Source organism: Halomonas sp. KO116 (assembly GCF_000734975.2).
In the GTDB taxonomy this organism is placed as follows: domain Bacteria; phylum Pseudomonadota; class Gammaproteobacteria; order Pseudomonadales; family Halomonadaceae; genus Vreelandella; species Vreelandella glaciei.
On sequence record NZ_CP011052.1, the window covers coordinates 781,433 to 795,428 of the forward strand.

Here is a 13,996-nt window from a genome sequence, read left to right on the forward strand (position 1 = left end):
TTAACCCAACCCCTGCCGGTAGGCGTCGAACAGCGCTTCAGGGTCAAGCAGGGCAAGCGCTTGGCGCTCATCTATCTGCCACAGTGCGCTGACATACGGGCGCAACGTGCCGGGAAGCGTTTCTGGCGGAGCTTGCAGCATGCTCTGGGTGACCTCGCAGACATCGTCAAGTTGCTCAATACGCACGCCACTCGTCACCCCCGCTGCGCGGACTAACAAAATCATACCTTTAGAGGTGACTTCCGGTGTAGGTAAACCGAGTAGCTGATGCAGGCTAATAACGGACTCAATTTTGCCGCGTAGGTGCAGTACGCCTTCGGTAGAGGCGGGCAGCCCTGGTACATAATAGACGGGCTGGTCGCTGGGTAAAATTTCGCTTACCGCGCTACCGGGCAGCGCAAACCGCTGGTCATCGAGACGAAAGAGCACTAGCTGCTGGGTGGGCTCATCAACATCCACCACCGTTTCACTATCGCTTTGCGCCGCTAAGGCATCGTTCAAGCTTAGAGTGGCCAACGGCCGGTCATTCGCCACGCCGTCGCGGGGATCTTCAGCGGTCATCGGTTAGCTCCGTTGCTAGCACTACTTGGTTGCGGCCTTGGTGCTTGGCACGGTAGAGCGCTTGGTCGGCGCTTAAGCGCATGGATTCGGTAGAGGGTTGCGCGGGGAAACTGCCTATCCCCACGCTGAAGGTGCAGCGAAAGCGAACGTCACCGGCATGAAAATCGACCAGTGCAAAATCCTCGCGCAGGCTGTCGATTAATGTAGCCGCTTTTTCTGCAGAGATGTCTTTCAGCAGCACGACAAACTCTTCACCGCCGTAGCGGCCGATAATGTCGGATAGCCGCAGGCGGGTTTTCAATAGCCTCGCCAAGGTGATAATCACCTGGTCGCCCGCCAAGTGGCCATGAGTATCGTTAACCTGTTTAAAGTGATCGATATCGATCATTGCCATGGCGTGCTGGCTATCTTCGCGGTGGGCTTGGGCAAGGGTTTTATTGATCAGCTCTGTGGTAGTGCTGTGGTTATATAGCCCGGTCATGCTGTCGCGAGTCATTAATGAACGCAGCAAGCGTAGGCGTTCGGCGCGTAGCCGCACAGCAGAGACTAGCTCTTCGGGCTGTACGGGTTTGGTAAGAAAGGCTTCAACCCCTGCGGACATGGCGGAAATCTGCTTTTGGCTATCGGTTTCGCTGGAGAGATAGATAATCGGTAGCCCCAGGTATTCCGGCTGCTGACGAATAATCGTCGCCAGTTCTTCACCCGAACACACTGGCATATACACATCGACCAGCAGTAAATCAGGGCTAAAGCGCTCCATGGCATTGAGCGCATCGGCGGGATGGTGCACCTGATGAGTACTCATCCCGCCCTCTTCAAGCAGCAAGGCGTGGTAGGCAGCTGCTTCAGGCTCATCATCCACCACTAGCACCTTCAACGGCTCTTCCGTCGCCGGCGCGGTGAGCTCATCCACTGCCAACATAAGATCTAGTGGCTTTACCGGCTTGGTAAAGTAGCCGCCGCAGCCTGCACGAACGGCACTCAGGCGCGAGTGAAAGTCACTGTGGGCCGACAAAACGATGGCGGGGAGTGGTTGGCCGGTCAGTTTATTCAAGCTGGTCAGGGTTTCAGTGCCTGCCGTCTGGCCCTGGGGAAACTGCACATCCATGATCACCGCGTCAGGGCGACGCGTGAGCACGGCGTTAAAGAATGTCTCCGTGTCGATAAAATGCTCGACTTCATGACCGAAGCAGCGCAAGTGATGGATTAATTGATCGACCTGCTCTGGCTCATCGTCGCACAGGTAGATTAACCGCTGGCGCTTATTGCTAAGCGGTTCAACCGGGCTGGTAAGCTCGAAGCTGTGTACGGCCGCCAGTGCCTGCTGTTGACCGTGGCGGGAACGCAGGTGCTGCTGTTCGTGACCCAGCTGGAGAAGCAATTGACTGATAAACGTATCGATATCGGCGCGGGTGGGGGAGGTAGTGAGCGCCTCCTGCGCCTGATCTGCCAGTAGGGCAAGCCGCTCAAACCCCAGCGACCTCCCGGTTCCTTTCAAACTATGAAAGAAGCGGTGCAGCTCTGGCGCGAGCCGCGCCTGTTCTTCGCTCGTCGTGCGACTCTGCTGCCACAGCTCGGCGGTTTGCGCTAAGCGGGACGGAAGCTGCTCAATAAAACGCTCACGCAGCTGGTTCAGCTTATCGTGCAGCGAAGGGGCGGGCTTAGACATCAAACTACCTACGTAAGTGATCGAAAGCGGCGGTCCATTCCATCAATTGTCCATTCCATCGCATTCAGCGTTGCTTAGCTGTCGAGAGCCTGTTTCACGGCAGCTTCCAGGTTGCAGGCCAGCTCGGCATCTTTACACAAACAGGCATCAAGGCCCGGTGTCTGCCGTAGGGCTGCATCCGGGATGTCCCCAGTGAGTAAAATAAACGGCAGGTGATTATCTTGCTCGCGCAGCATCGCCAACAGCGCTAATCCACTGACCAGGGGCATATGCATATCGCTGACGATCAGTTTGATATCACTGTGAGCGTCTAACTGCTCGACGGCTTCCATCGCGTCATTGGCCAGCAGAGGCTCATGACCCTGAGACTCAAGCAGTGCCGCCGTCATTTCTCCGGCAAGCGGATCGTCGTCTACGACCAGGATATGCATTCCTTGACCTCATGATTATTGTGTCATTAACGGTGGTGTTCATAACGTTTCTCGTTAGCCCAATAGGGCCTGGAGCGTCTCTATTAAATTGTTTTGATCAAAACTGCCCTTGACGATATAGGCGTCGGCACCGACCTCGATGCCACGACGCCGATCCGCCTCTTTTTCCCGCGAGGTGATAATAATAATCGGCCGATGACGATAAACCTCATTTTCGCGCAGTTGGGAGGTCAGCGCAAAACCATCCATTACCGGCATCTCGACGTCGGTAAGTACCGCATCAAACGGTTCCGCCAGTGCTTTGGCTAAGCCGTCACGACCATTTTCGGCCAGCGTGACGTGGTAGCCCCATGCTTCGAGCACGTCTTTTTCAATTTCACGTGTATTCAGTGAGTCATCGACCACCAAAATACGTTTCGCGAGAGTGGGGGATGCCCGCTCATGGCTAGGACGCAGGGCATTGTGCCGGGTGGCTTCCAGTAACGCGGGCACATGCAGCAGGCTAACCAGCGCATTGCGGCCCATTGACACCATGCCCGATACCAAGGGTAAATAACGTAGATGCGCGGGTAGTGGCTTGATCACCATATCGCGTTCATCAATCAGTGAATCGATAATCAGGGCGAGTTTCTGGTGTCGCTGGTGGACGACCAGCAGTAGGGTGTTATCAGTAGCGGCAGTCGTCGTGGGTAGCTCAAGCAGTTGGGCAAGCGATACCACCGGCACGAATTCGTTGCGTAAAATCAACGTGCGCTGTCCGGCGGCATCAATGAATGAGTGTGATGAGCACTCTACCAATTCTGATACGTAAGGCGCGGTGACGCCTAGGTTGACACCGCCGACGCTGACCAGCAGTACCCGCATCATCGCCAGCGAGAGCGGCAGGCGCAGGGTAAAGCGCGTGCCGCTGCCGGGTTCGCTGGCAAGCTGCAAGTCGCCGTTAAACTCGTCCACCACGGTGCGTTTGACCACATCCATGCCCACGCCACGCCCAGAAAAGTCGGTAATCATGCTTTTGGTAGAGAAGCCTGGCAGAAAAATAAGCTCCAACGTCTCCTGTTCGCTTAGCGCATTCAACTGCTCTTCGTTGATCAGCTGTTTGGCGAGTGCTTTCTGACGCACCGCGTCCAGTGCGATTCCCGCGCCATCATCACGCATCTCAACCACTACCCAATCAGCGTCTTGCCAGGCTTCGATAACCAGCTGCCCGCGGGAAGGCTTGCCTGCTGTCTGGCGTTCGGCAGGAAGCTCTAAGCCGTGATCCAAGGCGTTACGCAGCAGGTGAATGAGCGGGTCTGACAGGCGATCAATCATCTGGCGATCAAGTTCGATCTCGCTACCCTGCACGCGGCAGTCGACCTGTTTGCCGAGTGACTGGGCCAGCTCTCTGGACATATGCGCCAGCGGGTCAAACACCACGCTTAGCGGCAGCATGCGCATTTGCAGTGCCCGGTCGTGTAGGTCGCTCATCAACGACTCGTGGCTTAACACGCTATCTTTCAGCTCACGGTGAAAGGCGTGAAAGGGCACCTGCTGCTCGGCAGGGAGCGTGGTGCTTAGCTCCCGGGCTTGGTCAACTAACCCATGTAAGTGATGGTGGCCGGAAAGCACTTCACCCATCAAACGAATAACATCGTCTAGGCGATCCAAGCGAACCCGCACGGTGTCACTAAGACGCAGTTCGTTCTCGGTCACCAGCGTAGCGGAGGACGTTGATGAGGACGAAGGTGGCGTGGGCGTATCGGGGGTGCTGTGCTGGGTTGGGGGTTGACCGTGAGCAGCATTTTCAAGGGCGCTACACAACGCCTCATCAGCTGCGGGTAAGTCGTCGCCTGTCGCCCCGTCGGCTAGCCGACTGACCAAGTCAGAAAGCCCGTCAACCGCCTGGTTGAGCAAACTGGTAACCGTTGGTGTTGCGGTTAGGGTGCCATCGCGCAGCGCGCTGAGCAACTCTTCAGTGCTATGGGAAAGCGCCGTAATCGGCACCAGTTTCAGCATTCGCGACGAGCCTTTCAGCGTATGCGCTGCGCGGAACAGCTCGTTGATCTGTTCGCGTTCAGCCTGGCCTTGCTCCAATGCGCTGATCCCTTCACGCAGGCGGGGTAGGTGGTCGGCTGCCTCTTCCACAAAGCGCTGTATAAAGCGGTGAATATCCAGCGCCATATTAACCCACTCCCTGTGTGGTACTGGTCGATGCCAGTGTGGTGTTGGCCGCTTTTAGATAACGTTCGGCTAGAAAGCGCGCATCGCCTGGCGGTAACGGCGGGGCGATCGTGTCTAGCCCACCATTTGAGGTGGGCACGGTGGTCAGCAAACGCACCACCGCGGCATAGCGCTGTTTGCGCTGTAATGGCTCGTCGGTCAGTTCACCCTGGCGATAAAGTTCAGCTAAATAGAAGTGCGCGGGCCAACACTCCGGCGCAACGTAAATGGCCCGCTTAAAATAGTCGTAGGCCTGATTGGGCTGCTGCTGCCAACGGGCGACCAGCCCGGCCAGTACCAGCGCATCGATCAACCACGGCTGGTGCTTAAGCAGCGCTTCTAGCATTGCAGCGGCGTCGTTAAAGGCGTTTTGATCGAGCAACTGGTGGGCGGTGTGCAGTTGCTGGGTAATGCTGTCAAGTCGTTCATTTTCCGCTGCGGGCTCAAGTGGGGCCTCGGGCGCTAAATCAGCGCTGCTGGCTAACGCTAGCTTTTTATTTGCGCCCTCACCGTCGTTGATACTTTCATCAGCTTTGGTGCCCATCGTGGGCAAGAAAGGCTGAAGGGGAGCCGCTGGCACTGCCGCGGGTTGCTCTGCATGGCGAAAGTAAAATACGCCCTGGGCTTCGACCAGTTCGAAAACACCGAGATCGTTACCCAAGGTTTCGGTGACGCCGCAGAGTAAAATGCCGTTCGGGGCCAGCAACTGGCCAAGCTGCTGATGAATACGGCGCCGCGTCTGCTGGTCAAAGTAGATCGACACATTGCGAAAAAGAATTACATCAAAGGGGCCGCCTGCACTGCTCTCATCGGCGTTTAATAGATTAAATGGGCGAAAGGTTACCCACTGACGCAAAGATTCGTGAAGCTTGTAGCGGCCCTGGTAGGGGCTAAAGTAACGCGCTTTAAAGTCGGGAGAGAGCGCGCGAAACGCCATGCCCCCATACACCGCTTGGCGCGCCTTGGTAAGGACTTGGTGATCCAGGTCGCCGCCGGTGAGGGTGAACAACGCTTTGGCCCGCTCGCCAAAGCGCTCGAACAGCATCATCGCCACGCTATAGGGCTCTTCGCCGGATGAACAGCCTGCGCTGAAGATAGAGAGCGGCGGTTGCTCTGCCGCTAAACGCTCGGGCAGGTAGGTGCTGACCAACCAGTTCAGAGCATCTGGCTCGCGACAAAAATAGGTTTCATTGACCGTTAGCTGGCTGACAAATTGATCGAATAGCGCCGGGTCGCGGCGTAATTGCCCGAGGAGCTGGGTGGTGCCGGTTAGCCCCGTGGAGGCTTGTAAGCTGGCCACCGCCCGGAATAGCCGGGCTTCGGCTAAGCCCTCAAGGTGTAAACCACAACGTTGATGCACCAAGGCTTTAAAGGGGGCCAATGCGCTCATGCCAGAGGCCCCGGCCGGCTATATGAGTAGCCACGCACATCGCGCAGCAGTCGATCCGGAAGGCTATCAAGGGGTAATACATACTGTATGACACCGGCTTTGACGGCTTCCTGATTCATGCCGTAAATTACTGAACTGGTTTCATCTTGTGCGAAAGTAATACCGCCTGCCTGATAAATAGCCCGCATGCCATTAACGCCATCGCGGCCCATACCGGTCAAAATAATACCAATCGCATCACTGCCATAGACCTCGGCGACGCTTTGCAACAGTACATCGCAGCTGGGGTGGTAAAGTGAGTTTTCGGGGCTGGACTGAAGCTGGAAGCGATGGCGTGGCGTCACACATAAGTCGCTTTCTGACGGCGATAAGTAAATATGCCCAGGGCGCAGCTGCTCACCCTTTTGGCCAACACTCACCGGCATGGCACACAGCGATGCCAGCCATTGCGCCATGCCATCGATAAACCCATGACTGATGTGCTGGGCGATCACAATAGGTGCTGGAAACCCGGCAGGTAGCGTGCGCAACAGACGCACTAAGGCTTGCGGCCCACCGGTTGAGCATGCGATCGCGACCACGTGTTGGAAATCCCGCGGTACCCCACCTGGGGTAGCTGGCAGGGTTGGTAGGGCGAGTAGGGGCGCGGGCGTTGTAACGCGCCGCCGCAGGCGAGTGATCACCGCAACACCGGCGAGCAGGCGCACCCGCTCCAAAAGGCGCTCTGCATCGGCCCCTTCCAATGCGGGTTTAGGCATCACTTCCAGCGCGCCCACCTCAAGGGCTTGGTAGGCCGTTTGCGCATCGGAGCGGTCGCTAATCACCAGGATGGGCACGCCTTTGCTGTACATGATCTCTTCGATAGCGCTTAGGCCATCCATCACCGGCATGTTGAGATCCATGGTGATCAGCTGTGGCGCAAGGCGTTTGGCCAGCTCCACCGCTTCGCGGCCGTTAGTGGCTTCACCCACGATCTCAATATCATCGTCTCGGCTGAGGATATCGCGTAGCACGTCGCGGGCTACTTGGCTGTCGTCGGTAATGACTACCCGAATTACACTCATCCGGTATCCTTATCAGCGGTCTTTATTTGTTAGGGTGAACTCCTGCACCAGCGCGTTAAGCTCAGCCGACATATGGATCATGTCCTGGCTGATGTCGGTAATGCTGCGCACCGAGTGTGCGTTGCGTGAACTGGCCGTATCAATATCACGCAGCGCCATCACCACCTGGCTACTGGCGGTTTTTTGCTGCTGAGTAGACAGCGATATCTGTTGGGCCGCGCTGCTGGTTTGACTCGCCGCCTTTAGCAGTGCCTCCAGGTCCTGGGCGGTACTCATGCTGGCTTCAACGCCCTGCTCGATGGAGGAGGCGCCTTTTTCAGAGGCCACCACCAAGCGATTAATCGCTGTCTGAATATCATCGGTATGTGCTTCAATCTCTTGGGTAGAGTCGGTCACGCTGTCAGCCAAGCGGCGTATCTCGCTGGCAACGACGGAAAAGCGTCGCCCCGACTCCCCTGCGCTAGAGGCTTCCAAGGCAGCATTAAAGGCGATCAGTTTGGTCTGGGCGGCCAGGGTGTTGATCAATTCCATGACTTTGTTAATCTGTTTGGATTTCGCCCCCAGCGTCATGATCTCGGTCAGGCTCTGCTCGCTGTCGCTGCGGATATCCTGCATTTTTGACTGTAGCAGCTGCATAGCCGAACTGCCTTTTCGGCTGCGTTCCAGCGTCTGGTTGGCAACGTCGACCACTGATTGGGAGTGGTCGGCAATTTGGGTTGATGAGGTTGAGAGTTCTTCCATGGTGGAGGTGATTTCAGCCACCGAAGAGGCCATCTCCTCAACCGCTGCGGCCATGGTTTGGCTCGCTTCCTGGTCAATATCACTGCCGTGCACACCGGAAAGCCCGGCCGTTTTCGCGAGCCGGTCGGCGACTTGGGTTAGCGCCTGAGCGTTCTTGGCCACCGCCGCAATCGCGCGGGAGAGGCGCTCAAGGAGCTCGTTGGTTTGATCCGCTAAGTCGCCAAGCTCTGCTTTGTCGTCGGTGCTGACCCGCCGCGAAAGGTCCAGGCTGAGGGTGATATCTTTCAACTGGCGCTGGAAATCAATCAGCGGGCGGATGAGTCTGCCGGTCAGCGGGTAGAGCACCAGTAACCCGACGAGCAAAATGAGCAGGCCTATACCGCTGGACTCCAGGAAGCGCTCACGGGTGGACGCCAGATACGCCTCTTTATCGACTTCCACCATCAGGTAGCGCTGCAGTTCGGGCAGCCAGCGTGTGTTAATCAGGAAAATTTGGCCGTCGCGCTCAATCTCTTGTACCTGGAGCCGTTCATCACGCAGCAGACGCTGGGCCGATTGCTCTGTTAAGGACTCCACCGCTGTCCCGCCAATAGGCGCTGTTTCATCACTACGAATATTTCCACCACTGCGAACGAGCAGCTCGCCTTCAGCGCTGAGCAGCGAAGCGTGGCCGGTGTCACCTAAGCGAAAGTCATCAATTAAGCTGGCCATTTGGGAGAGATCAAGCCCCGCGCCGGCCACCACTAGCGGTCGACCGTTGGTCGCATTTACCGCGCTGCGATAATTGACGTACACAAAGGCATCATCGGGTGAAAAGGTGTCGCTATCTAAATTTAGCTCATAAGCGTTGCCGCTGTCAGTAAAGTGGTAGTACCAGTCATCTTCGCTGCCGGGGGGCTGAATAACACGCTGCAGAAATTCGCCATCGCGCAATTGAAAATAGTAGCCACGCCCCCGGTATTGAGCGGCGATAAACAGCAGTTCGGTGTCTAACTGCTCCATAAGGCGCTCAAGGTAGCGGGTAATGTCGTTTTGTCGCTCTTCAGGCAGACCGTCGCGCACCCACTGCTCAATAAAATAGCTATTGGCCAGGCTTTCGGAAATGGCTAGATCCTGGCTAAGGTTAAGGTTCACATGTGCTGCTAGCCCTTCAACCTGTGCCGGTAGCTCTTGATTAAGCAGGTTGTTCAGCTGTGCTTGGCTGTGGGTACGCGCTTGAAGATAGAGCGCCAGGAGCATTGCGAGCGCTAAGACCGTCCCAAAGGAGAGAAATAGCCGAAGCCGTAAAGGTAGGGATTTCCAACGCGCCATCATGTTCGCCGTTGCTCCAAAGTAAACGGTGGCCCTGAAGACGCAACGACATCTAGGCTTTCAAACCCTAGTGTTAATGCTGTTGGGTAATATTCAGGATAAAAAAGTGAAGGGGTGATGCCCCTCTGCTCACGAAAGTAATACTTAAAGTAGTACGGATGATTTCAGCTTTTTTAGGGAGCAATGTCCAGCGCTAATAAGTGGAATTTGGTGCGTCTGTTTAGACAATCGCGTGGGGCACAAAGCAGGAAGAGTCTTTGGTGATGCGGCCAACGTCTTCGCGAATGCCCATACCGCAAGCGCGGTCACCCACCACCCAACTGCCAATTAAGGCGTGATTGTTACCAAAGCGCGGCATGGGGTGGTACGCCTGACGAATCCATGGGCTGTCGGTATAGGGGCCATCAACGGCTTCTTGTTGCCCGGCGGGGGTGATCAGTTCTACGTTACTGCCTTCCCGGGAAAAAAACGGTTTGCGCACCCAGCCTGCTGGCAGCGGCGGGCTATTGGCATCCTCGAAAAACGCCGGTAGCAGATTGGGGTGGCCCTTAAAGTGCTCCCATAGCAGGGGCAGAATTCCCTTATTAGAGAGAATCGCTTTCCAGGGCGGCTCAAACCAGTGGGTGTTTAGCTGCGGGATATACTCGCCAAACGCATCGTCGGCCATCTCTTCCCAGGGGTAGAGTTTGAACAGCGCGTGGATGGGCTGGTTATCCAAGTCTACAAAGTGCTCAGCCCCAGGGCGCAGGCCAATATCTTCGGTGTAGATAAACGGCGCGTTAAGACCGGCCTGTACCGCGACATCCTGTAAGTAGTGCACGGTGGCACGCTCTTCGGGGTTATCTTTGATGCAGGAGAAGTAGAGCGTTCGCGCTTCTATGCGGTCACCAAGGTGCGCCATGGCATTGAGCAGGCGCTCTTGAATCGAGTTGTACTGATCCGCATGGCGGGGCAGGATGCCCTGGGCAATGGCCTGCTCAAGCCATACCCACTGAAAAAAGCCCGCTTCGTAGAGCGAGGTAGGGGTGTCGTAGTTGAGCTCCAACAGTTTCGCCGGGCCATCGCCTGAATAGGCAAAATCCATTCGTCCATAGAGGTGCGGCTGACCCGACTTCCAGGAGTTGTGGATGCTGTCCCACATATGTTCGGGCAGCGCCAAACGCTGCATAAGCGCATTGGAGTGGCAGACCTTATCCACCAGCTCCATGCACATCTCATGCACTGCCTCGGTAGGGCCTTCAATATCACGCTCTACCTGCTCGAGGGTGAACTGGTAGTAGGCGTCCTCTTTCCAGTAAGGCTCCCCGTCGATGGTATGAAAATGAAAGCCCAGCTCGTGAGCGAGGGCTTTCCAGTTGCTTCGTTCAGGGATATCGATTCGCAGCATAGTAATGTTTGCCTAGGGGTTAGGAGCCCCAACCGCCGCGGGCAGAAGAGCGCGAGCCAAAGCCACGGCGCTGAGAGGTTGCCACTGAGCTGCGCATTGCATCATTACGCTGGGTGACGCGCTGGGTCGCTTGATTGGTAGCGGTGTTCCAGTTGCCCTGGTTTTGACGATTGCGGTAAACCGGCTCTTGGTAGACCCGTTCGAAGGAGCGTCCACGGTTGGTGTTGGACATCATGCTGCCGACCATATAGCCCATCATGGCGGGCATAAACCAACTACCACCGGTGCTACCCGTCGCCGCTTGTGACTGCTCTTCGGTTGGCGCGGTGCAAGCGCCTTCACCATTCTCAGCTTCGCACTCTTCCAGGGTGCTATAGCGCGGCACCGCTTCCAGGGACGCTTCGTAGGCATCTTCACAGGCACTGCGGGTATAGACATTTTCAGCGACGCAGGCTTCGACGCTTTCAAAGCTGCGCGGCTCGTCAAATTCTATCTCGGTGATTTGCTCTTCCTGGGGCGGTTGGCCACAGGCGGTAAGACCAAAGGCGCTAGCGCCCATCATCGCTAATGACAAGCGTCCGCTGCGCTTGCGGCGTGGCAAATGAGGGGTGTGATCGTGTTTAGACATGCAGGCTTTCTCCTTTACCACGTCATCGAAGCGGCGTTGAGTAAGCCGACGGCCACGGCCACGCTGGCCATCAAAATGCCGTAGGCCTGGTGGCCTTCGGTGATGTGCTGCGACAGGCTTTCACCCTGTTTACGTAGAAACAGCTTAACCGCGAAGAAGGTAGCCAACTGAACGATAAAGGCGACGACGCCCCAGAGCACAAAATCGATAAAGCTGATCGAGTGTGCCATCGCGCTATATAGCGGAATGGTAAAGCCTAAAATGGAGCCGCCGTAGGCAGAAGCGGCGGCTGCGTTACCTTCGCGAATCAGCGTCCACTCGTGGTGCGGGGTAATTCGGCTGTAGCAGTACATAAAGGCGGCGAGCAGTATGATCGCCGTGACTAGATAGGCGATAAATGATGGCAAGCCGTACAGGTAGTTCACCATGGTGGCGGTTTCCTTTTGTAGTAGGTAAAACGTATTTAAAAAAACGGTGGTAATGATTACATAGCGTCAATATCGACGGAGGCCACATCTACCCCCACGTTGTGCACCACCATAAAGCTGCCTTCGCCATCGCTTTCTGCGCTCAGCAGTAAGTACTCCATACGCTCAGCGCCTTCGATGGTACGCTCATAGAGCATTGCATGGTGGGCCACATGGCGGGCTGACACGCTCTCGGTGGTCATTACCTGCTCTTCGAACACCACCGGCGGCGACCACAGGCTGTCGCCATTCCCCCACACTCGCTGATAGGTGCAAGTGCGCGCTTCCTCAGTGGTTGAGGTGAGCGCGATGGTTTGGGCGCCGATGCTGTCGGGCTGCTTATCTTCACCGTTGATCAAATTATCAAATTCGGCATCCGAGAGATGGGCAACACGGTAAAAGTCGAACAGCTTATATTCAAGCACCTGACCGTTTTCAATGTTGGCCTGCAGCCATGTGTCGTTATCCAGATAGAAGCGCACTAGGTGGGCTCCTTGACCAAGGTCGACGTGCCCCACGGCGGCAATATGATGGTAGTCATCGTCGTTCCAGCGAAACAGCGCATCGGGATGGGCACGCAGGCCGATCAGCTTAATATTCACGCGCCCATCCAGGCGCAGGCCCTCAAGGTCTTCCTGGCTGATGCCCATAGGCAGGCCCGCGGCCACCGGACGGCCTGTATTCGGCTCGGGCGCCTTCTCCGTGGTAGCGCGAAAAAGTGCCTTGAGGGTGTTAAACATGGCCTGGCTCCCTAATAAATTTAAACGCTGACTTGCTCTTAACGCTTATTCCTGTGTGGCATTTTTCTTCGCTTTCAGGCGTGCTAACACGTCGTCTGCCTTGCGCTCCTGGCCACCCACGCCGGCTGCTTTGAGGCGGGCTTCCAGCGAACTACCGCTCTCTTCAGCGGCCATATCGTCAGCGGCCTGCATTTGCGCCGAATTAAGCTGCTGACGCTCTTTGATGCGCTCCAGAGACTCCATGGCGCTGCTCATCGCACTGTTCTGGCCTGAGTGGCGAGACGCGACGGCAGATTGGGCTTTTTGTGCTGACTCGGTGGCTTTCACCACGCTGACCTGCTGCTTGAGCTGGCGAAGCTGGTTATCGGTACCGCGAATGGCACTGCGCAGTTTTTCGATGCTGGCATCGTACTCGCTGACAATCGCACGCTCTGCTTCCAGGTCATCCTGCAGCGCGACCATGCGTTCAGCCACCTCTACTGCAAGCGCTTCCTCGCCTTTATCCAGCGCGGCTTCGGCACTTTTTTCCAGCTCGGCGATTTTGCTTTCCAGCGTGTCGGCTTTATTGCTGTTCAGCTGGCGCTGGCCCATCAGGCGGGTCAGTTCCGTTTTAGACTGGCTCAGGTGATTTTCTGAGTCGCGGATTTCCTGGTCTAAAATGCGCAGTGCCTGGGAATCTACCACTGTTTGACCGGTTTCAGTCGCTTTGCCACGCAGGGCGGTCATGATTTTGCTTAACATAAATAATCTCGCTTATACGTCACCTGAGAGGTGACACTAATTGATAACGGTGATTTGGATAATAGACGAACAATGGGTAAACGTTAGGCGAAGTGCGTTTGTATCAGTTCGGCGACGTCCATGGCCGCACTGGCCGTGGCGTGCAGCTCAGCGCAAATGGATTCAAGCTTGGAGTCGCCAAACAGCTGTCCGTATGCCACATAAAAGTCGTGCCCGTCGATCTCGACAATACCCACAGAGGCCAGCGGTAACGAGATGCCCTGGCGCAGCAGCACTTCGTTAAGTTCGGCGCTGTTTTTGACGCTGTCGACGGACACAATGGGCGCCATCGCGATCCACTCATTTTCGCTGCGCGAGAGGGTAATCGGCAAGTTGCCGTAGTCGTTGAGCTCCCAGATCAGCGTCTGATTCGCCTCATCCAGTCTAATGGTCGCTTCGGGCCACTCAACGGGCGTGTTTTCGCTGCTGGCGGATGCTGGCTGGCTGACTAACTTATAGAGTTCGCTGGCAGTAATGCCGCTCGTGACGGTAGGCGTAGTCAAGGTGATTTGCTCCATCGTTCGTTAAGTAGTTTCACCTTAACACTTAGTAGAGCAAATGGTTCCTTTTCCCAGCAAAGCCGTACCAAAAGCCCCGCACGCGGCGGGGCAAAAGGCTGTTAAAA

General features: G+C 56.3%; 13 protein-coding genes. All 13 read right to left on the minus strand.

Translation table 11 applies throughout. From position 1 onward, the window contains the following. The 13 genes from KO116_RS03650 to KO116_RS03710 all read right to left on the minus strand — a co-directional run bounded on the left by KO116_RS03650 (position 1) and on the right by KO116_RS03710 (position 13,874). Positions 1 to 561 carry a chemotaxis protein CheW gene (locus tag KO116_RS03650; protein WP_035561160.1) on the minus strand — a complete coding sequence of 187 codons (561 nt, stop codon included), beginning with the start codon at positions 559 to 561 and terminating at the stop codon, positions 1 to 3. Beyond that, a complete protein-coding gene (locus tag KO116_RS03655) occupies positions 551 to 2,230 on the minus strand; it encodes a diguanylate cyclase (protein WP_035561162.1) in 1,680 nt (559 codons plus the stop codon). Before KO116_RS03655 ends, KO116_RS03650 begins: the two co-directional genes overlap by 11 nt. 74 nt (positions 2,231 to 2,304) lie before the next feature. After that, a complete protein-coding gene (locus tag KO116_RS03660) occupies positions 2,305 to 2,661 on the minus strand; it encodes a response regulator (protein WP_035561165.1) in 357 nt (118 codons plus the stop codon). 54 nt (positions 2,662 to 2,715) lie between these two features. Next, positions 2,716 to 4,824: a hybrid sensor histidine kinase/response regulator gene (locus KO116_RS03665; RefSeq protein WP_035561167.1), complete on the minus strand. Its 2,109-nt coding sequence runs from the start codon at positions 4,822 to 4,824 to the stop codon at positions 2,716 to 2,718. A 1-nt stretch (position 4,825) separates the two neighbouring features. Then, entirely contained in the window at positions 4,826 to 6,253 is a 1,428-nt protein-coding gene (locus KO116_RS03670) for a CheR family methyltransferase (protein ID WP_035561170.1), read from the minus strand. Next, entirely contained in the window at positions 6,250 to 7,317 is a 1,068-nt protein-coding gene (cheB, locus tag KO116_RS03675) for a chemotaxis-specific protein-glutamate methyltransferase CheB (RefSeq protein ID WP_035561173.1), read from the minus strand. The genes KO116_RS03670 and cheB overlap by 4 nt, the downstream gene beginning before the upstream one ends. 12 nt (positions 7,318 to 7,329) lie before the next feature. Beyond that, positions 7,330 to 9,372, minus strand: coding sequence for a methyl-accepting chemotaxis protein (locus KO116_RS03680; protein WP_035561176.1), 2,043 nt, complete (start codon positions 9,370 to 9,372; stop codon positions 7,330 to 7,332). 217 nt (positions 9,373 to 9,589) lie between these two features. Further along, positions 9,590 to 10,756 carry a glutathionylspermidine synthase family protein gene (locus tag KO116_RS03685; protein WP_035561180.1) on the minus strand — a complete coding sequence of 389 codons (1,167 nt, stop codon included), beginning with the start codon at positions 10,754 to 10,756 and terminating at the stop codon, positions 9,590 to 9,592. Positions 10,757 to 10,775: 19 nt separating this feature from the next. Further along, a complete protein-coding gene (locus KO116_RS03690; protein ID WP_035561183.1) occupies positions 10,776 to 11,384 on the minus strand; it encodes a DUF1190 domain-containing protein in 609 nt (202 codons plus the stop codon). A gap of 14 nt (positions 11,385 to 11,398) precedes the next feature. Next, positions 11,399 to 11,812 (minus strand): DUF350 domain-containing protein, encoded by a 414-nt coding sequence (locus KO116_RS03695; RefSeq protein WP_035561186.1) that lies wholly within the window; start codon positions 11,810 to 11,812, stop codon positions 11,399 to 11,401. Between the two features lie 56 nt (positions 11,813 to 11,868). Further along, positions 11,869 to 12,591, minus strand: a complete 723-nt coding sequence (locus KO116_RS03700) for a DUF2491 family protein (RefSeq protein WP_035561188.1) — start codon at positions 12,589 to 12,591, stop codon at positions 11,869 to 11,871. 45 nt (positions 12,592 to 12,636) lie between these two features. Continuing rightward, the gene (locus tag KO116_RS03705) at positions 12,637 to 13,332 is read right to left on the minus strand and encodes a PspA/IM30 family protein (protein ID WP_035561193.1); all 696 of its coding nucleotides are present in this window, start codon (positions 13,330 to 13,332) and stop codon (positions 12,637 to 12,639) included. Positions 13,333 to 13,415: 83 nt separating this feature from the next. Further along, a complete protein-coding gene (locus tag KO116_RS03710) occupies positions 13,416 to 13,874 on the minus strand; it encodes a DUF2170 family protein (protein WP_235272498.1) in 459 nt (152 codons plus the stop codon). Between the last annotated feature and the right edge of the window lie 122 nt (positions 13,875 to 13,996).